At 32.1% G+C, this 20531-nt stretch carries 20 protein-coding genes; 8 read left to right on the top strand and 12 right to left on the bottom strand.

Annotated features, from left to right (window positions below; all coding sequences use genetic code 11):
- Positions 1 to 33: 33 nt before the first annotated feature.
- Positions 34 to 885 carry an SDR family oxidoreductase gene (locus MHZ36_RS06245; RefSeq protein WP_239230351.1) on the bottom strand — a complete coding sequence of 284 codons (852 nt, stop codon included), beginning with the start codon at positions 883 to 885 and terminating at the stop codon, positions 34 to 36.
- 329 nt (positions 886 to 1214) lie between these two features.
- Here MHZ36_RS06245 and MHZ36_RS06240 point away from each other — a divergent pair, with 329 nt between their 5' ends.
- Positions 1215 to 2147 carry a ketopantoate reductase family protein gene (locus MHZ36_RS06240; RefSeq protein WP_239230349.1) on the top strand — a complete coding sequence of 311 codons (933 nt, stop codon included), beginning with the start codon at positions 1215 to 1217 and terminating at the stop codon, positions 2145 to 2147.
- Positions 2148 to 2408: 261 nt separating this feature from the next.
- On the opposite strand, the gene MHZ36_RS06235 is transcribed toward MHZ36_RS06240, so the two are convergent.
- Together MHZ36_RS06235 and MHZ36_RS06230 are read right to left on the bottom strand one after the other, a co-directional pair.
- Complete coding sequence (locus MHZ36_RS06235) at positions 2409 to 3503, bottom strand: ABC transporter permease (RefSeq protein ID WP_239230347.1); 1095 nt, start codon at positions 3501 to 3503, stop codon at positions 2409 to 2411.
- Positions 3500 to 4228 (bottom strand): ABC transporter ATP-binding protein, encoded by a 729-nt coding sequence (locus tag MHZ36_RS06230; RefSeq protein ID WP_239230346.1) that lies wholly within the window; start codon positions 4226 to 4228, stop codon positions 3500 to 3502. Before MHZ36_RS06230 ends, MHZ36_RS06235 begins: the two co-directional genes overlap by 4 nt.
- Before the next feature lie 141 nt (positions 4229 to 4369).
- Between MHZ36_RS06230 and MHZ36_RS06225 the strand changes: the two genes are divergently transcribed.
- The 3 genes from MHZ36_RS06225 to MHZ36_RS06215 all read left to right on the top strand — a co-directional run bounded on the left by MHZ36_RS06225 (position 4370) and on the right by MHZ36_RS06215 (position 7210).
- The gene (locus MHZ36_RS06225; protein WP_239230345.1) at positions 4370 to 4945 is read left to right on the top strand and encodes a TetR-like C-terminal domain-containing protein; all 576 of its coding nucleotides are present in this window, start codon (positions 4370 to 4372) and stop codon (positions 4943 to 4945) included.
- Positions 4946 to 5074: 129 nt separating this feature from the next.
- Complete coding sequence (locus tag MHZ36_RS06220; RefSeq protein ID WP_239230344.1) at positions 5075 to 5596, top strand: Crp/Fnr family transcriptional regulator; 522 nt, start codon at positions 5075 to 5077, stop codon at positions 5594 to 5596.
- Positions 5597 to 5695: 99 nt separating this feature from the next.
- The gene (locus MHZ36_RS06215; protein WP_239230343.1) at positions 5696 to 7210 is read left to right on the top strand and encodes an FAD-dependent monooxygenase; all 1515 of its coding nucleotides are present in this window, start codon (positions 5696 to 5698) and stop codon (positions 7208 to 7210) included.
- A 154-nt stretch (positions 7211 to 7364) separates the two neighbouring features.
- On the opposite strand, the gene MHZ36_RS06210 is transcribed toward MHZ36_RS06215, so the two are convergent.
- Entirely contained in the window at positions 7365 to 8531 is a 1167-nt protein-coding gene (locus tag MHZ36_RS06210; RefSeq protein ID WP_239230342.1) for an MFS transporter, read from the bottom strand.
- 388 nt (positions 8532 to 8919) lie between these two features.
- Between MHZ36_RS06210 and MHZ36_RS06205 the strand changes: the two genes are divergently transcribed.
- The gene (locus tag MHZ36_RS06205) at positions 8920 to 10281 is read left to right on the top strand and encodes an FAD-dependent oxidoreductase (protein ID WP_239230341.1); all 1362 of its coding nucleotides are present in this window, start codon (positions 8920 to 8922) and stop codon (positions 10279 to 10281) included.
- Positions 10282 to 10432: 151 nt separating this feature from the next.
- On the opposite strand, the gene MHZ36_RS06200 is transcribed toward MHZ36_RS06205, so the two are convergent.
- The gene (locus tag MHZ36_RS06200; protein ID WP_239230586.1) at positions 10433 to 11224 is read right to left on the bottom strand and encodes an alpha/beta hydrolase; all 792 of its coding nucleotides are present in this window, start codon (positions 11222 to 11224) and stop codon (positions 10433 to 10435) included.
- A 259-nt stretch (positions 11225 to 11483) separates the two neighbouring features.
- Here MHZ36_RS06200 and MHZ36_RS06195 point away from each other — a divergent pair, with 259 nt between their 5' ends.
- Together MHZ36_RS06195 and MHZ36_RS06190 are read left to right on the top strand one after the other, a co-directional pair.
- Positions 11484 to 12218: an NAD-dependent protein deacylase gene (locus tag MHZ36_RS06195; RefSeq protein ID WP_239230340.1), complete on the top strand. Its 735-nt coding sequence runs from the start codon at positions 11484 to 11486 to the stop codon at positions 12216 to 12218.
- 288 nt (positions 12219 to 12506) lie between these two features.
- Complete coding sequence (locus MHZ36_RS06190) at positions 12507 to 13352, top strand: alpha/beta fold hydrolase (protein ID WP_239230338.1); 846 nt, start codon at positions 12507 to 12509, stop codon at positions 13350 to 13352.
- Positions 13353 to 13388: 36 nt separating this feature from the next.
- Here the strand turns inward: MHZ36_RS06190 and MHZ36_RS06185 are convergent, their stop codons facing one another.
- Complete coding sequence (locus tag MHZ36_RS06185; protein WP_239230336.1) at positions 13389 to 13943, bottom strand: TetR/AcrR family transcriptional regulator; 555 nt, start codon at positions 13941 to 13943, stop codon at positions 13389 to 13391.
- 48 nt (positions 13944 to 13991) lie between these two features.
- Here MHZ36_RS06185 and MHZ36_RS06180 point away from each other — a divergent pair, with 48 nt between their 5' ends.
- Positions 13992 to 15017: an NADP-dependent oxidoreductase gene (locus MHZ36_RS06180; protein WP_239230334.1), complete on the top strand. Its 1026-nt coding sequence runs from the start codon at positions 13992 to 13994 to the stop codon at positions 15015 to 15017.
- A gap of 11 nt (positions 15018 to 15028) precedes the next feature.
- On the opposite strand, the gene MHZ36_RS06175 is transcribed toward MHZ36_RS06180, so the two are convergent.
- From MHZ36_RS06175 to MHZ36_RS06150, 6 genes are all read right to left on the bottom strand, one after another.
- Positions 15029 to 15331, bottom strand: coding sequence for a TetR-like C-terminal domain-containing protein (locus MHZ36_RS06175; RefSeq protein ID WP_239230332.1), 303 nt, complete (start codon positions 15329 to 15331; stop codon positions 15029 to 15031).
- A 236-nt stretch (positions 15332 to 15567) separates the two neighbouring features.
- On the bottom strand, positions 15568 to 16929 hold the full coding sequence (locus MHZ36_RS06170) for a gluconate:H+ symporter (RefSeq protein WP_107590122.1): 1362 nt from the start codon (positions 16927 to 16929) through the stop codon (positions 15568 to 15570).
- A 21-nt stretch (positions 16930 to 16950) separates the two neighbouring features.
- Positions 16951 to 18096 carry a galactonate dehydratase gene (gene dgoD / locus MHZ36_RS06165; protein ID WP_239230330.1) on the bottom strand — a complete coding sequence of 382 codons (1146 nt, stop codon included), beginning with the start codon at positions 18094 to 18096 and terminating at the stop codon, positions 16951 to 16953.
- Positions 18097 to 18108: 12 nt separating this feature from the next.
- Positions 18109 to 18732, bottom strand: coding sequence for a bifunctional 4-hydroxy-2-oxoglutarate aldolase/2-dehydro-3-deoxy-phosphogluconate aldolase (locus MHZ36_RS06160; protein ID WP_239230328.1), 624 nt, complete (start codon positions 18730 to 18732; stop codon positions 18109 to 18111).
- 8 nt (positions 18733 to 18740) lie between these two features.
- The gene (locus MHZ36_RS06155; protein ID WP_239230326.1) at positions 18741 to 19682 is read right to left on the bottom strand and encodes a sugar kinase; all 942 of its coding nucleotides are present in this window, start codon (positions 19680 to 19682) and stop codon (positions 18741 to 18743) included.
- Positions 19679 to 20446, bottom strand: coding sequence for an IclR family transcriptional regulator (locus tag MHZ36_RS06150; RefSeq protein ID WP_232161430.1), 768 nt, complete (start codon positions 20444 to 20446; stop codon positions 19679 to 19681). Before MHZ36_RS06150 ends, MHZ36_RS06155 begins: the two co-directional genes overlap by 4 nt.
- Between the last annotated feature and the right edge of the window lie 85 nt (positions 20447 to 20531).

Here is a 20531-nt window from a genome sequence, read left to right as displayed (position 1 = left end):
ATTGACTTAAATTATGATGAAAAATTGCTTTTGCTATTCTCTATAATTTCTCTCTAAATAACTTTCAAATGTTTCTGGTTTGTCACCAGTCAAATGTTCTAAATCATTTGATTGTTGATCGAGCAGACCCATTGCTCCAGCTTGATACATTGATGCAAGTAAAGGACCAAAGCCTTTTGGTTCGTCATACATTTCTCCGAATGTTTCTAATGAAACTGGATCATAACTAATTTTTGTTCCACTTACATGCGTTAATATTTTAGCTAATTCTTCCATCGTATAGCTATAACCTGAAAGTAAATATCTTGAGCCTAAATACGTTTTATTTTTCAGTATTGCAACAACACCTTTAGCAATGTCATTTCTAGCAATATAGTTGATTTTTCCATTACCTGCAGGATAGATTAACTTACCAATTTTCTTAAGTTCTGTAAGGTATGGGACAAGCGGATCCATATACATTGCCATTCGGACATATGTGTATGGAATGCCACTGGATGCAAGTAATCTTTCGGCATATCCAAAGTATGGACTCATGTGAAACGGATTATTGTGTTGGTCTGCATAATATCCAATAAATAAAATATGAGACACACCTGCTATTTTCGCCGCAGTTACTAAATTTTCAACTTCGGGCAACCTTTTAAATGATGGATGGATAATGCTTGGGATAAATACCACTAAATCTATTTCTTTAAATGCTGTTACCATGCTATCCACATTAAAATAATCCAACTGTCTAACTGACACTTCTTTTTGCCACTGCAATGGAACCTTATCCATGTTGCGAACTCCAATTTTAAAATTCGCTAACTTTGCTTCAATTGCCTGTTCCGTTATATGTGTACCCAGATTTCCAGTTGCACCTGTTAGTAAAATATTCATTTAGCGCTCCCCTTTTACATGTATCGTTTTTAGTTACAAGTACAATTTATTACTTTTTTCATACAGTGTCAAATTTCTATATCAACTCAATAAACCTCAAAGTACTAATATTTTTTATATTAGGTTTCACATGAAACTTTTTTTAATTTAACATTAGATATACGCTATTAATGATATTTTGCTATTAAATCATTTTATACTCGTTTTCACTATTATCCCAATTAGCAAACCAATTATTTCAAAAATAAACTTCACTATATTATTATTATTTTATATATAGTTATCTAATTTTTCTGAAATCAACATTTTATTATAAGGGGTGTTCAATTATGTATAGAATTGCAGTAGCTGGTGCAGGAGCCATGGGCGGTAGGATTGGCGTCGCTTTACATCAAGCTGGTCACAATGTAACACTGATCGATGATTGGGAACTGCATGTGCAAAATATAAATAAAAACGGCATGAAAATTCAAACTGAAACAGATTTATATTCTGTAGAAATTCCGGCCATCTTATCTAAAAATGTAACCGATACATATGATTTAATTATTTTATTAACGAAGTCAATGCAATCCGAATCAATGTTAAAACATTTAAAAAATGGTGGCGCTATTCATGAAGATACGGCAATTTTAAGTATGATGAATGGTTTAGGCCACGAGGAACGTTTATCGAAAATTGTGCCACTTCATCAAATTTATTTAGCTGTAACGATGTGGTCTGCAGGATTGAAAGGTCCGGGTCATTTACTATTAGAAGGCACGGGATCAATCAATTTTCAATGCGCAAATGGCGTTAATAATAAAATTAGCGAGACCATTTCACAGGTCTTAAACGATGCCAATTTAAATGCTGTTATCAGTGAAAATGTCTTTGAAGCAATTTGGACAAAAGTGACTGTTAACTGTGTACTGAATCCACTTTGTACAATATTAAATCAACGTATCGGTGAATTTGGTGCATATGCTCAAATTAACAACATGGTCTCCTTGGTTATTAATGAAATTGTCGAAGTTGCACATGCCAAAAATATACAAATTGAAGCAGACACATTATTAAATATTATTACGGCAATGTATCCAAATTCTGCACAAGGATTACATTTCCCATCTATGTATCAAGATTTAAATAATGGTAGACCTACTGAAATAGATTACCTAAATGGTCAAATTGTTAAATATGGTCAAGAATTAGGTATAGCTACACCTATCAATCAAATGCTTACATATCAAATTCATCAATTAGAGTCTAATTTTTCTTAGTCAAAGTTAAAGTGACTGGGATAAAAATCACCATTCTCAAAATAAAGTTATACTTATTTGTGTAGTATTTTGTGAAAACCCTGTAGAAACAATGCATCCTAAGAAAGCGATTAAACAATAAGAAATATTGCATATAAATAACCAGTAAATGATCTAAATCTCATTTACTGGTTTTTATTGACTGGAAATTTTCTGTTGTAGATCTTTCAGTAATGATAGGCTGCATATTATCATTAAAATCCTTTTACCAAAATACGTTTCTTACACTTTTCTGTAGCGTTTCAGTCCTATAATATTTAAAATCGTAAAGCCAATAATAAACACTAATAAAATTGATATATCGAACCAGATATAACTAAATCCTTCACCTTTAATCATAACATTTGTTAACGCATCTCCTGCGTAGCGTAATGGGAAGATATAACCAATTGAACTTACCCAATCAGCAACGCTATCCAATGGAATAATTCCTGAGAAAAATACTTGAGGTATTACGACTAATGGAATAAACTGCACCATTTGGAATTCTGAGTTTGCAAACGTTGATACAAAGATACCTATAGCAAGTGCTGATAAAGCAATGAGTATATTGATAAGTAATACCCACCAAATACTACCAGCAACTTCAATTTTCAATAAATAAATAGCGTAAAATACGATAATTAATGTTTGGAGTACTGCAAATAAGCCATATCCAGCTAGATAACCAAACACAATTTCACTTCTTTTAACTGCTGTAGCTAACAATCTTTCTAAAGTACCTTTCGTACGTTCTCTAAGTAACGCAATACCAGAAATTAAGAATACGAAGAAGAATACAAAGAATCCAATTAGAATTGGGAACATCTTATCGAAATAAGTGCTATCAGCATCACCATATAAATAATGGCTATCTATTGTAATTTGTTCTCCTTGGGCTGAGTTACCTTGTTTCAAATTACTTGGTATTTTATTAATTACTTTAGCCATATCTTGTAATTTATTTTTTTGCATTGCGCTACCTAGTAATTGTTTTGTTGTTCCAGTGTTTGAAGGATCTTCATTTTTGTAAGTAACATCAAGCTTGTCATCTTTTTTCTCAATATATGCATCTAAGTCTGATTTGACAATTGTCTTTTTAATCGAACTTGGTGAGTCATATTCTTTAATTTTAACTTTATCTGAAGGTAATGCATCTACAATTTTATTTGGAACATTTTCATCTACACCAATTTTTAAATTTACATCATTATTCGTATCGAAAATGAAATACATCAAAGTCAGTACCAATACAGGTGCGAGCAACATCAGTGCTAATGTACGCTTATCTCTCAGTAACTCTTTCGTCACTCTTAAAAATATTGCTTTAAATCTCATGATTTCACCTCCATTTCTGCTTTAATAAATACCTCTTCAATAGAATCAACTTTAAATTTCTCTTTCAATTCTTGTGGTGTACCAATTGTAAATAATTTACCATTTACGATTAAACCAACATAATCACAACGTTCTGCTTCGTCCATAACATGTGTAGTTACAATCACTGACTTATCTTCACTTGCTAATTCACGTAATTGCTTCCAAATTTCTTTTCGAAGACTTGGGTCTATACCAACAGTTGGTTCGTCTAAAATAATTAAATTTGGATTAGCGAGCAGCGTAATTGCAAGTGACAATCTACGTTTCATACCACCTGAAAAGTTAGATACAGTTTTATCTAATTCATTCTCTAAATTAACTAGTTTCATATTATCTGTAATTGCTTGTTTTAATTCTTTACCTTTCAAACCCATTAAGTTACCAAAAAACACTAAGTTTTCACGTGCTGATAAAGATTCATAAAGTGCATCACTTTGGCCCATATAACCAATATTATTTAATAATTTTCTATTAGGTATATCAGTATCAAATATTTTGGCATAACCTTCATTTAAACTTTCCATACCCATTAAACATTTAATTGTTGTCGTCTTTCCTGATCCACTCGGTCCTATTAAACTTAAAATTTTTCCAGAAGATAATTCTATATTGATATCATTTAAAACTTTTTTATCACCGTAATATTTCGTAGCATTTTTCAACTCTATTACATGATTACTCATATTACCTCTCCTTTATTAGACACGGTGTCAATTTCGTTGCATAATGTGATTATATACCCGTAATTTGTAAAATCAACACCGAATCCATCGCTATTAGACACTTTTCAAATAGTGTCTATTAATATTTTAGGAGTGAATATAATGAATGAAGAACTCATGACTGATGCTCGTATCTTAAAGACTAAACGTAATACACTTAATGCACTTAAAAACTTATTAAAAGAGAATAAATTTGACGAAATATCTGTTAAAGATATCTGTAAAGAAGGTCATATTAGCAGGGGGACATTTTATCTCCATTATAAAGATAAATATGATTTAGCTTATAAATATCAAATTGAAACAATGAACAAAATACAACCCATACTCGAAACTGTAAATGATTTATCTTTATCCGATTTCTTTTATAAAGCAATTCAATTTTGGAATACCGATGCTGAATTATTAATGTTACTTATTTCTGATAATGGTTCTGCTGATATACAAAATCAAGTTAAACGTTTAATACAACTTAACGCTAAGAAAAATGTATTACCTATGATTAATACAAATGATTATTCAGAAACTGACAAACATTATCTAACTGTATTTTTAAGTAATGCGATATTCGGTATTATCCAAGAGTGGGTAAATCATGGGCAGAAAGAAACGCCTGAGGAATTATCAGCTGTATTAAGTAAAATAGTTCCTAAACACCTGTTTTTTAAAGATGAATAAAGCAGCACTAAATACTATATTTGTTATATCATATATTATTATTTAATTTCTGTATTATAAATCGATATTTTCCAGTGTTATACTGATAAAAAGAATTATGAATTCCATCCAAATTTAGAGGTTAAATATATGATCAAATCACTACAACAATATATGCATTTATTCAACGAACTTACTTTTACTAAAAAGGAAACTGTATTATACGAAGGTGATGTTGCAAATAGTATTTATATCGTGAAAAAAGGAGCACTTAGACTTTGGCATAATGATGATGGTAAAGACATTACACTACAATTCTTTTTCGAAAATCAATTTGTATCATCTTTTGAAAGCTTCTACCTTCAACAACCAAGTGATTTTTCAATAGAAACCATAGAAGATACTGTACTAATTGAAATTAATAGACAAACTTTTGATACATTAATTGATAAAGAACCTGATATTAATAAAGAGTTCATAGCATTTATGAGTAAAAGATTTATCAACTATATGCATTTGTTTTTATCAAGAATTAAAAATTCTCCAGAATTACGCTATCAAGAACTATTACAAAATAACAGCGAAATTATAAAGCGTGTCCCTGACCATTATATTGCTTCTTATTTAGGCATTACATCTGTTTCATTAAGTAGAATAAAAAATAGAAATTAACTGGTATGTATTAACAATTGTTAATGCGTACCTTTTCTTTTCTCACTACAATAATCCTTGTTACTTAAATTTATTTAAAAATAACGGAGGGTTATATAAATGAATAAAACTTATGATACTGATGTACTTATTGTTGGAGCCGGACCAACTGGAACAACGTTAGCCGCTGATTTATTACGCAGAGATATATCCGTTAGAATCGTTGACAAAGCGCCTCATTCATTTCAAGGATCTCGAGCAAAAGGTATTCAACCTAGAACACAAGAAATTTTTGAAGATTTAGGTATATTAAATGAAATACAAAATCAAAGCACATTATATCCACTTATGGGCATACATTTAGGACCTTTAACTTTACCTTTTAAAATGCAAAAAAAGAAAAAAATCACATCTGATGTTCCATATCCGAATACATTGTTAATACCTCAATTTCGTACTGATCAAATATTGCATACATTAATTGAGAGCCACGGATGTAATATTGAGTACAGTACAGAAGTCACAGATTACAATCAAGATCAAGAAGGGATTTCAGTGACACTTGCTACTGGTGAAGTTGTCTATTGTCAGTACCTAGTAGGAGCTGATGGAGGTGCTAGTAAAGTACGTAAGTTGTCCAACTTCCAATTTGTTGGGGAAACACACGAAGAAGATAGAATGATACTCATTGATGGTACAATTGATAATTTATCTCGAAAAAGATGGCATGTTTGGCCTAAAGTTCAAGGTAAACAAGTAGCAGCATGCCCCTTGCCTCACTCCGATCAATTCCAAGTCATGATTAGAGTTCAACCTAATGATGAAATTGATTTAGATCATCAAGTATTAACACAACAGTTAAAATCTTTAATTGGTAAAACAATCTATGACATTACTTGGACTTCTGTTTTTAGACCTAATGTTCGTTTATCGGAAAAGTACAGAAATAAACGTGTATTTATAGCAGGTGATGCAGCACATGTTCATACACCTGCTGGAGCTCAAGGATTAAACACAGGAGTACAAGATGCTTATAATCTTGGTTGGAAAATTGGTCAAGTTATTCACGGTACTGCCGACGACTCGTTATTAAATACCTATGAAGCGGAACGCCAGCCTATAGCAGCACGTGTGCTAAACAAGTCTAATGAATTATATTCAGAGATTGAAAATAATAGTGTAACTGGATTAAAACGTGGTGATGAAGAAAGACAGTTAAGTATTTCATATTACGGCGGACCACTTGCTTCCAAAGAAACGCCACAAACAGACACACTAAAATCTGGCGATAGAGCGCCTGATGCCAAATTTAAAACCTCAGGAGAAAATAAGAGATTATTCGAGTTGTTTAAAGGAACACATTTTACGTTGTTGTCGTATGGAAAACATGCAATAACTACTAGCAAGGCTTATGACATTTCTGAACAAATACTCAAACATTATGAAATTAACAATGTTGAAAATTCATCCCAAGGTATTGCTGATTATTCAAAAAACATTATAAAAAATTATGGTCTTACGACCGATACAATTATATTGATAAGACCTGATGGATATATTGGTTCGATCATTACAGAGCATTTTGAAGAAAATTTAGCAACTGCCTTGAAGCAATTTGGAATTATATCTAAATAACAAAAAAATGGGACAGAAACCTTATTTTTAATAAAGATTTTCGCCCCACTTCAGTAACTGATTAAACTATGATTCAGGTTGCGACAATATCAATGCCGTAGCCTGTTATTTTTTCTTAAATTTAAATCATTTCATGCATTTACTTTGTATATGATTAATTTTCACGCATGGTTTTACGTTCATATAAGAAATTGACAAAGTTCAATACAATACCTAACAGAATAATACCTGCTGAAACAAATGTAATTTCAATATAAGGTAAGCCAATATTCAATAATAGTGAACCTAAAATTGCACCGATAAAGTTTGCCAAATTAAATACTGAAGCTGCTAATGTACTTGCTAACAATGGCGCTTCATGTGCATTTAAGATAATCATACTATTAAGCAGTGGTGTCGTACCAAATGTACCAAATCCAAACATAAAGCAGATAATTAATGCTAATACTGCAACATGTAATACCGTTACGAATAATGCAATTGTAACGAGCAATAATAAGAAAGTATAGAATAAATACTGAGTTAACTTTCTTTCTGGAATATTACCTGTCGTTAAATTACCAACAACACCACCTAAACCAAACATAAATAGACATCCCGTTAGTCCGACCGTCTTAAATGGTGCAAATTCATGAATCATTGGTTCCATAAATGTGTAAGACGTAAACACACCTGAAAAGCCAAAGACGATAATCGCTATAATAATAAGAATATGTGGATTCTTAAATACTTTTAGTTCATCTTTTACATTAGCTTCCGTACTCAAACTTACATTTGGAGTGAATTTAAGCACACCTATAAATGTAATAATCGCTAAGATAACCATAATACCAAATACAGTTCTCCAGTTTGTAAAACTACCTAAGAAAGAACCAAAAGGTACTCCTATCATTACTGCAATCGTTAATCCTGCTTGAACTAATGCAATCGCTTGTGTCTTTTTAGCAGGTGGTGCAATCGTTGCAGCAACACTCATACAAACCCCAAAGAAAGGTGCATGCATCGCTGCAGATAACAATCTTGAAAGCAATAGTACATAAAAGTTTGGTGCCATCATACCGATAATATTACTTACGATAAATATACCAACAAGGATTGGTAATAACTTTTTGGCAGAAAAATTAATCGTCGCAATTCTCATAAATGGTCCGATGACTGCCACACTTATTGCATAAACACTAATGAGCAAACCTGCACTAGAAATAGAAACATGCATGTCATTAGCAATTTGTGTTAATAAACCAGTAACTACATATTCTGCCATCCCTACTGTAAACGTACCAATCATAAAAATAATAAAGATTAAATTATTATTTCTCATTACTCTTCCCCTCCCTTATAATAAATCAATCTAATCGCTCTTCAAAAAAATCATAGATGCTATATTACAAAAAATCGACTTAAATTAAAAGGGGTTTTTGTAAATTTTTATTGATATGTCAAGTTTTCATAAAATTTTCAAATTTACATTCTAACTCTTTTTGCAAATTCAACTAAACAATTTTTGCGTTTCAAATACGATAGCGATGCTTATTTTCATAAATTTGCCAATCTAACACAAACAATATATAGCGCTTTCAATATAATTTGTTCACAAAATTGTTTAGAATAATATTTAATCTAAGTGGTATATGTATTAAGCAAGACAAATAATATTTTATTTAAAACGTTATTAAGCGTTTTTTTCATATATCAAGGAGGTAAACATAATGAAATATATAGTAGTCGGATCTTCACATGCAGGATTTGAAGTGATACAAACACTTTTAAAAGAAGAGCCAGAAGCTGAAATTCATTTATACGAGCGAGGTGATAAACCTTCTTTCTTATCATGTGGTATTCAAAGCTACTTAGAAGATATCTCACCTTCACTCGACTCACTACATTATGCAAATGCTGATTCTTATCAACAACAAGGTGTCAACGTTCATATCAATAGTGATGTCGTAGATTTAGATACTAGCAACAAAACTATTACAGTAAATGAAAATGGGCAAACAACAGAAGTTACTTATGATAAATTATTCTTAAGTCCTGGTGGCAAGCCAGTAACACCACCCGTAGACGGCATAGATGATGTTAATAATGTTTACTTTATGCGTGGTCGTGAATGGGCTGATGCCATCAAAGATCGCATGTCTAAAGCTCAAAAAGCAATTGTAGTCGGTGGTGGATATATTGGTATCGAAGCAGCAGAAGCATTCACTAAAGCAGGTATCGAAACTAAGATTATCGATGTCAACACACGCATATTAAGCACTTATCTAGATAAAGAATTTACAGATATCTTAGAATCTAATGCTCAATCTCATGGTTTAACATTTAATGGTGGAGAAACCGTTAAAGCATTAAAAGCTGATGAATCAGGTGATTTAAGTGGAGTCGTTACAGACAAAGGCACTTATGAAGCAGATACTGTAGTCTTTGCCGTAGGTGTCGCGCCAGCAACTGAGTGGTTAGACGGTAAACTTAAACTTGGCACTAAAGGTATTATTGAAATTGATGATTATCTACAAACATCTGCTCAAGATGTTTATGCCGGCGGAGATGCTACAATGATTCCTTATGCACCTGTAGATGAGCAACGTTATATAGCTTTAGCGACAAACTCTCGTAGACAAGGTGTGATTGCAGCTAAAAATATGACCGGTAATTCACTGAAAATGCCAAAAGTTTCAGGTACATCTGGTTTATCACTCTTCGATTATAAATTTGGACAAACAGGCGTTCATGGCTTTGAATCAGAAGATTATAACGGTAATTTAGGTACAAAATATGTTGAAGAGCTCGTGAGACCTAAATTTATGCAAAATGATACTAAAGTACACATGAAAATTATTTTCGACAAAGATTCTCATCGTATACTCGGCGGTCAAATCATGTCCAAAGAAGACTTAGCAGAATCAATCAATACGCTATCAGTCGCAATTAATGCAAGTTGGACACTCGAACAACTTGCATATGTAGACTTCTTCTTCCAACCAGATTTCGATCGCCCTTGGAACTACTTAAATGTGCTCGCACAACAAGCTCTAGGCGATACATTTGGTAGCGATAAAATGTTATTCTAATCATAAAACATGACCAAAAATCAATACAGGTTAAGACACTAATTAGTGCCTTAACCTGTTATTTTTCGAATCTTTATGTTCCAGTTTCTAATTTTTATATTCGAAGGATGATCCGTGATTTCATTTTTGTTTACTATACTTAAAAATTCCCTTAATGCTTCCACAAGAATTGAATCAATTCATCTGCAACTTTACTATTTTCATGTAATTGGCTATGTTGCGCTGATTTACCCTCAAATTGTTTTTCTTTATATATTTTCGGACTATTACCTAACAAATATTTTAAAGACCGTGCAGAACTATTAGATACACTTCCGTCAGAGTGCGTTCCGTCTTTTAAATCACCATAGATATTTAGTACTTCAATCCCTTTTCCTTTATATATTTGCTGAAGTTTACGGAAGCTTTGATATGGCGGATTCATTCGACTTGGCTTTCCATTTGAATCCACACTGATTTCATTTACTTTTTCATTCATATTTAAGACACCATTGAAAGGACCTGCAATATTCACTTGCTTATTTAATTGTGGCAATGATTGATCATTTCCATATGTAAGCATATATTGTGATAATGTCATATTGCCCATTGAGTGGCCGACAAAATTAAATTTGTTAAAGTGATATTTACTTTGCAATTTGGTTATTACACTTTTAAACCATTGCGCATTTTTTGCATAATCTCCCTGTTTGTTATCCTCTAATTCTATTTGAACAATTGGATTTGTAGTCTTTTTTGATAACTTTCCTTTTAATGAAACCTTCCCATCTGTTGATACCATTGCTGTAATAACTTGTTTAGAAACACCTTTTTCTACAGCTCTTTGCACCATATATTTTTCTGAATTAACACTACCCGCATAGCCATGTAAAAATAAAGTAGGTATTTGCTGATTTATAGATTCTGAATGATTTGTACCTTTTGAATCATGCTTTTTATTCATAAAAGTAAACGCAATTACACTAACGATAACAACTACAACGAATATACTTAAAATAGTCATCCATAATTTTTTCAATTATCTAACCTCGATTCCTTACATTTAACCTTAGTATAATAGATGCTGTGAAAAAATACGTCAAACAACTACTTATTAACTTTTTTGTCTAGTTTGCATATTTGATAAAAGCGGTCCAAAATTTTAAAATTATTATAAAGTAATATAGAGACTATAGATTTTAAACTTTAATGGAGTGATAAGCATGGAAAGTAGCATTAAAAAGTTAAAAGACATTATTGAACGTTCAAATAAAATCGTATTTTTCACAGGGGCAGGTATATCCGTAGCTAGTGGTATACCTGACTTCCGTTCTGTAGGTGGGTTATATGATGAAATTGCAAAAAATGGATATTCACCTGAATACTTATTAAGTGATGATTACTTAAACAGTGATCCTGAAGGATTTATTAATTTTTGCCATCAATACTTACTTTTTGCCGATAAAAAACCTAATAGTGTTCATCAATGGATCGCTCAATTAGAACAAGCACAACGTTCCCTAGGCGTTATCACTCAAAATATTGACGGTTTACATGCCGATGCTGGTAGTACACATGTTGACGAATTACATGGAACACTCAATAGATTTTACTGCATTAATTGCAATCATAATTATTTAAAAACGGATGTTATCACTAAAGAATTACGTGTTTGTGAAACATGTGGGAGTCCAATCAGACCAGATATCGTACTTTATGGAGAAATGCTAAATCAAGGTACAATATTCAACGCCCTTCATAAAATCAAAACTGCAGATACTTTAGTTGTACTTGGATCATCACTCGTTGTACAACCAGCCGCTGGCCTTATCTCAAATTTTGAAGGCGAAAACCTTATTATCATCAACAGAGATGCTACACCATATGATAACGATGCTAACTTAGTAATCAACGATGATATGGTAACAGTCATAAATAAATTGAAAGAACTCGAATAAATTTATAAAAAGCTCTCTATCCTTTTACAGATAGAGAGCTTTTTATTTCTTAATTTAATTATACTAAAGCAAATTATAAGAAGGCATTTAACCTAATATCTTTTGCTAATATTTATACATTAGAATTTTTTAATTTTAATACCTATCTATAACCACCATTATCCCCTCAAATCATATAAATTCCATATAATTTCCAAATCAAAATACTAAATCATAGAAATTTTCAAAACGTTATGCTATCTTTGTAGTTACAAAATATAAAAAATGTAACTTGGAAGGAGATTTACTATGACAAATTTCACTTTACCTACTGAAAACAGCTATATTTCTGTTGGAGAAATAGATTATGCATATAAAAAATTAGGAAAGAACGACGGTATCCCTCTCGTATTTTTAATACATTTTCGCGGGACAATGGAAAATTGGGACCCTGCAATGCTAGAACATATTGCAGCAGAACGACCAGTTATTTTATTTGATAATACTGGTATTGGTTATACAAATGGTGAAACACCAACAACGATTGCAGAGATGTCAGAAGATGCTTTTCAATTTATTACTGCATTAGGGTATGAGCAAGTAGATTTATTAGGATTTTCAATTGGTGGTATGGTCGCACAAGTACTAACAATTCAACACCCAGAACTCATTCGTAAACTTATTCTTTCCGGAACTTCTGCAGCAGGTGGAATATCACCTACACACCCTAAATTACAAGACGCAATGCATAGAGAAGATGGAAATCAGGAAGATGTAGTAAATACATTCTTATTTTTATTCTATCCTGACACTGAAAAAGGTAAAAAATTAGGTATTGCTTCATTAAAGCGCATCTTAAACCAAAAGACTATTGAAAGTAGCTTACAAGTCCGTGATGCACAATTAGCAGCGATTGCAAAATGGTCAAATGGTAATCATGATCAAGCATTAAATCAACTTAATAAAATACAGCAACCTACATTAGTAATTAATGGTGATAATGACATTATGGTGCCTACAGAAAATAGTATTATTTTAAGTAAAAATATTCCTGATGCACAATTAATTATTTATCCTAAAGCAGGTCATGGTCACTTACATCAACATCCATATCGATTTGCTCAACATGTAAATTTATTCTTAAATGAAAAATAAAAAAATAAGCGATGATATTAATAATCATCGCTTATTTTATACGTTGTGCTTTATTAAATCCCAAGTCATTTCAAATCGCAACTCATAGTCTGGTAGGTTCCAAGTATCCTTAAACATAGGAAGTGTAAATGTTGAAAACGCTGATAATATAATTTCAGGTTTATATAGATTACTTTTATCATAATCCATTTTTTGTTGTATGCGTATAAAACAAGGTTTTAACACTTCTTGAAGTATAAAAGGATCTTTTTCAACATAATACGTATTTAATTCAAACATCAATTGATTTGAATGATAAGCCATCTTTTTGGCATTAACAAATGCCCACATATAATCATGTAACCATAACTGTTTATCAACATATGCGTCATCATCAATTTTAATATTATTAATGATATATGTTTGGAACCAGTCTGAACAAACAGCAATCCATAAATCTTGTTTGTTTTCAAAGTGTTTATATATTGCTGCGTGCGTTATGTTGAGTGCAGAGGCGATTTTCGAAAGTGAAATTTCAGATTTTTGAGTTTCTTGAATCAATGTGTGCGCAGTATTAATTATTAAACGTCGTGTTATTTTCTGTTTTTCCATAATCAATATACTATCATAATATATTAAAATATAAAGAGGTGTAAAAGTATGAAAGCAATTCAACTTAGTAAATATAATAAAAAATTAAACGTAAAAGTCAATGAAATTCCAATTCCCCAAGTTAATTCCAATGACGTATTAATTAAAGTTGCATATGCTGCAATTAATCCATTAGAAAATTTAACTATTTCTGGAAAAGTACGCTTAATTCAAGATTATAAAAAAACCTTTACGCTTGGTAACGAACTTTCAGGCACAATCGTAAATATTGGAACTGAAGTAAATGAATTTTCTGTTGGGGATTCTGTATATACGCGGTTGCCTATTGAAAAAATTGGTAGTTTTGCTGATTATGTCACAGTTGATGCAAAATACATTTCATTATTACCGAATAATTTAGATTTCAAAACTGGTGCTGCTGCTGCATTGACTGGTTTAACTGCTTATCAAGCGCTAACTGAAGAACTTAATATAGAATCTGGGAAAACGCTGTTTATCCCTGGAGGATCAGGTAGTTTTGGTCAAATGGCAGTACCAATTGCCAAATCTTTAGGACTTAATGTCATTGTTTCTGGTAGTCCTAGATTAAAAAAGCAATTTATCAATAAAGGCGTCGATCAATATATCGATTATAAGCAAGAAAATTATTGGGATCTACTATCAGATGTAGATTATATTATAGATACATTAGGACCAAGTGAATTCGATAAAGAATTGTCTGTTATCAAGCCTGGCGGTACAATAGTAAGTTTAATCAATTCACCAAACAAATATTTTGCTAAGAAAAATGGTTTTTCAAAATTAAAAACTAAATTATTCTCATTAGCAGGTAAAAAATTTGATAAAAAAGCAAACCGAAAAGACGTCAATTATAGATTTGTCTTTGTACGGGCTGATGGTAATCAATTAAGAGCACTATCTCAAATGATTGAAAATGAAAACATTGTTCCTGATATTGATCCAAAAATATTTACTATAAATGATATCAATGAGGCATTAAATTATGCTTTTCATCATCATACAAATGGTAAAGTTTTATTAAATTTCACTGATATAAATAGCATTAAAAATTAATTGTGCACTTTTTAACAACCGATAAATTCACTTTCAATGAAATCTACCAATGCTTCAGGTGAAATTTCATATTTATGTTCTAACCATTGCCTTAATAATTCAGTTAATGCACTGCTATATAAATCACATAATAATTTTGGATATTTTGAATTTCTAATACGCCTAGATAGCTCGTCATCTTTAATTTGAGTATTCTCCAACATTAAGCGACTAATAATATTTTTAAAATCCTTATAAACCGCTTCTTGCTTGGAAGATGCGATTAAATGACGCATTTTTCGGTTATGTATATGAATATTAAGGAATTTTTTCATAATTAATGATGATTACAAATCCCCCATTAAATTAGCTTTTCACTACCAATCTAACGGGGGATTTTGTATTGCAATACTATTTTACAATTAATTTCCAAAGCGCATTTTTACAATTATATTTCTATACCGTTTTATTGAATTACTTGTTTATACCATGCAAATAATTTTTCTTTTACGCTCCAAAATGCCTTTCCTGAATCATCTTTATCTACATAAATAATGCCGTAGCATTTGAATTATACAAACAAACTTATAAATAAGATAAATATAATTCCTGAAACTGACAAAATGGTTTCTAAAAGCGACCACGTTAAAAATGTTTCTTTAATAGTCAGACCAAAATATTCTTTAAACATCCAGAACGCCGCATCATTAACATGAGAAAAGATTAGACTTCCAGCGCCTATTGCCAGGACAGCAAGTGCAACATTCGTGTCCGAATTTTGTACAATAGGTAATATAATTGCCGTCGTCGAGATACCTGCTACCGTTGCAGATCCCAATGCAATACGCAGTACCGCAGCTATAATCCAAGCAAACAGTAACGGAGACATAGCTGTATTTGTAAAACTCTCTTTAATCGTATCGCCTACGCCACCGTCTATTAGAATTTGTTTAAATGCACCACCGCCACCAATAATAAGTAGCATCATGCCAATTGGATAAATCGAGTTCGTAACAGACTCCATTGTTTCTCCAATTCGTTTTCCTCTCCATAATCCCATAGAAAATATAGCAAATATAACTGAAATCACCATAGCTGTTCCTGCTGTACCTATAAAATACACAAAGTTCTCAATATAATTCATACCCTTACCATCTTCGTGACCTGTTATTAATTGTAAAATCGTAGATAATAACATTAATATCACAGGTAATAATGCTGTAAAAACACTTAAACCAAAACTCGGCATTTCATTTTCGGAAAACTGCTTTTGAGAGCCTAATTCCGAAATATCCCCTTCTTTTCGAAATGCAGAGGGTGCAATTTTTTCTGCCACTTTTAAAAATAAAGGTCCAGATATAATCGCTACAGGTATCGCAATGATGATGCCATACATGAGTACTTCTCCAATATTGGCATGTAACTCTTTCGCTATAACTGTGGGTCCGGGATGTGGCGGTAAAAAGCCATGCGTTACGGAAAGCGCCGCCATCATCGGAATTCCAATTTTTAATTGTGATACCTTAAGTTTTTTGGCAATCGTAAATACTAATGGTATAAGCAATACTAAACCAACTTCTAAAAATAAGGCTATACCCACAATAAACGAAGCAATGATGATTGCCCATTGTGTATATTTTTCTCCAAATTTCGAAATCAGTGTTTCTGCAATTCTATTCGCACCACCACCATCAGAAAGTAATTTACCTAACATTGCCCCAAGACCAAATATTAAAGCAATATGACCAAGTGTACTTCCTATTCCACTTTCAATACTTCCCATTATTTTTTCCATTGGTATGTTTAAAAATAAACCAGCAATGATTGATGTAATAATTAATGAAACAAATGTATTTAACTTTAATACTATAATTAAAATTAAGAGAATGGCGACACTGATAACTACACTAAATATAACGCCAACTAAGCTCATATTTATCCCCCTTACGACCCTTTACCATTCGGCAATAGAGCCATCCTTATGTTTCCATACTGGATTTTTCCAATTATGACTTTCTTTTGCTTTTTCCTTAACATAGTCTTCATCAATTTCAATGCCTAAACCAGGTCCGTCAGGTATTTTCACAAAACCATTTTCATATTCAAAAATACTTCTATCTTTCACATAATCCAATAAATCATTTCCTTTGTTATAATGAATACCTAAACTTTGCTCTTGTATAATTGCATTGTGACAAGTTGCATCTACTTGCAAGCAAGCAGCTAGAGCAATTGGTCCCAGTGGGCAATGTGGTGCCGCTGCAACATCATAAGCTTCTGCCATAGATATAATCTTTTTACATTCCGTAATACCACCCGCATGAGACAAATCAGGTTGAATAATATCTACATAACCTTCAGCTAATAATGATTTATAATCATAACGTGAATACATTCTTTCCCCAGTTGCAATTGGTGTCGAAAAGTTCGATAAATGTTTCAAACTATCATTATGTTCTGGTAAAACAGGCTCTTCAATAAATAATGGATGGAGCGGTTCTAATTCTTTAAACAAAATTTTCGCCATAGGTTTATGTACGCGACCATGAAAATCAATACCTATACCAAAGTCATCTCCCATTTTCGTTCGAATCGCACTTACACGTTCAACAACATCTTGAACTTTCCTAAAATCATCAATATATTGTAATTCTTCTGTAGCATTCATTTTAATTGCTGTGAATCCTTTATCTGCAACTTTTTGAGCTTCTATCGCAACATCTGTAGGTCTATCTCCACCAATCCATGAATAGACTTTGATATTTTCACGTGCTTTACCACCTAATAATTGATGCACTGGTGCATTAAGATGCTTTCCTTTAATATCCCAAAGCGCCTGATCAATACCAGCAATTGCACTCATCAATATTGGACCACCTCTATAAAATGAAGAACGGTACATTTGATTCCATAATCCTTCAATATTACTCGGATCTTCACCAATAATTTGGTCCATTAATTCAGTCACTGCCGCTTTCACAGTCGCGGCTTTACCTTCAATGACTGGCTCACCCCAACCGGAAATACCACAATCTGTTGTAATTTTTAAAAACAACCATCTCGGTGGTACCTGATACAATTCATAACTTTTAATTTTCATATTAATAGCCTCCTAATTTAGCTTTTCAAGTAACTTCTCCGCTTTCAATTTGATTTCATTCAATGTTGTTCTATTAATTTCTAGATTACTTTTTACAATCGCGCTGCTAACACCGACACCAATTGCACCTACATCAATGTATTGCTTGATATTTTCTAAATTAATTCCACCCGTCGGTAATAAATCAGCCTCATTTAATGGCGCTAAAATATCTTTGATATAGCCTGGTCCCATTTCAGATATTGGAAATACTTTCACTATATCTGCACCGGTATTCATGGCCAACGTAATTTCAGAAGGTGTTAATGCACCTGGAATGGAAATGATATGATTATTTTTCGTACATGTTATTACTTCTTTATTCGTATCTGGCGAAATAATAAATTTTGCTCCTGCATTTATGGCTTGTTGACAATCTTCTGCATTTAATACAGTACCTGCGCCTATATACATTGCTTCTCCATAAATTTCATTTAAATCGCTAATAGATTTCAATGCCTCCGGAGAATTCAACGTGACTTCAACTAGTTTAATCCCCGCTTCATATAGTTGTTCTACTATTTTCAATGTATCTTCAGTATCATATCCTCTAATGATTGATATGATTTTGTGTTCTTTTATTACATCAGTGTTCATATAATGCACTACCTTTCCACATCACTTAGTTGATGATTTATAAATTTTTCTAATTCATTTAGCGTTGGTAACCCATAAAAATCTCCATAAGCCGTTGTAGCCAATGCGCCCATAGCTAGCGCATATTGAGACATTTGCGCTAAGTTTTCCAATCCATATTTTTCAAGACCATATATTAATCCAGCAGCAAAAGCGTCACCCGCACCTACCGAATCAATTTCCTGAACATGATATGCCGATTTAAAGCACTGCGCTTTATGATTTGCAAAAAAGGCACCGTTTGAACCATCTTTAATAACTAACAATTTATGATTAAGTTCCTTCGCAATCGTTTCATTCGCTTTATTTCCAAATATAATCTGTGCTTCACTGCTACCGGTTAGTAAAATATCTACATCTTGGGCAATTTTGTTATAAAAGCACTTAAATTCATCTTGAGTCCATAATTTTTTTCGATAATTCGGATCAAAAATCACTGTTAATCCTCTAGTTTTCGCTTCTTTAATTAAGTCTAAAGTAGTGTTGTAAGTTAATTCACTTAATGCCGGTGTAATACCGGTAATATACAAAATGGTTGCGCTTTCAAAAATATCTTTAAAAAAAGGATTAATATCATAATGATTCACTGCACTGTTCTGTCTAAAATAATCTACACGAATCGTATTGGATACGCCTCTTTCTTTAGTCATGAGTCCAGTGGAAAAATTGTTTAGTGTTGTTAGAAAATGCGTTCCTACAGCTTCGCCATTCAACTGATATCGTATAGCATCCCCTATCGCATCATTACCTACAGCAGTAATAAACTGTGAAGATAAACCTAATTTAGCTAAACCAATCATTGTATTAACTTCCGCACCTGCAATATCAAATTGTGCACGATCTTGATATACGAACTTACCATCATTAATTGAAAATACACCCATGACTTCTCCATATGAAATTACAGTCAATATATATTCACTCCATTTCTCGTTAAACCCATTGCCTTAGAAATAAAATAAGCATTTTGCTTAATAAGTCCTGGGATATTTTTATTTTCAATAATTCTTTCCTTAGGTCCAGCACAACTTATTGCACCAACAACTTGCTGCGCATCATTCAATATTGGTGCCGCGATGCAATATAATCCCATCTCATTTTCCTCATCATCAATGGCATAACCTTGTGCTTTAAACATCGCTAACTGCTTTTTAAGCTCAGCATAATTACCTACAGTTTTAGGTGTGATTGCTTCAAATTTAATATGCTCAAACATTTCATCTAATAAATTGCTGTCATACATGGATAAACAAGCTTTGCCCAATCCTGTGGAATATATCGGTTTATTCGTTCCAGGTTGTGCAGTCGTTCTAATAGACCTATTACTATCAATCTTAGTTAGATAGATCATTTCATTGTATTGAGGATAAGCAAGAAAAATTGTTTCATTTATTTTGTCATTTAGATTTTTAATATAAGTTAAACTTTCATTATATAAATCCAAATCTTCTCGAGCTCTATTGCCCAAATTAATCAACTTATGCCCTAATAAATATTTATTTTGATAATCCTTTCTAATATATTTAGAATCCAACATTGTTTTAAGTAAATTAAACAAACTACTTGGTGGAATATTTAAGGCATCACCAATTTCCTTCTCACTCAACGGTAGCGATGCATCCTTCAATAACTCTAAAACATCAAATACACGCTTTGCAGATTTAACTATACTCACCATCCCCCTCCTCATTTCATATATGTGAAATGAAAATATATATGTGAAAGCACAAGAATATAATCATATTATTTTTAAATTGTCA

Source organism: Staphylococcus sp. ACRSN, from assembly GCF_022346615.1.
In the GTDB taxonomy this organism is placed as follows: domain Bacteria; phylum Bacillota; class Bacilli; order Staphylococcales; family Staphylococcaceae; genus Staphylococcus.
This window is presented reverse-complemented; position numbering and strand designations above follow the sequence as displayed.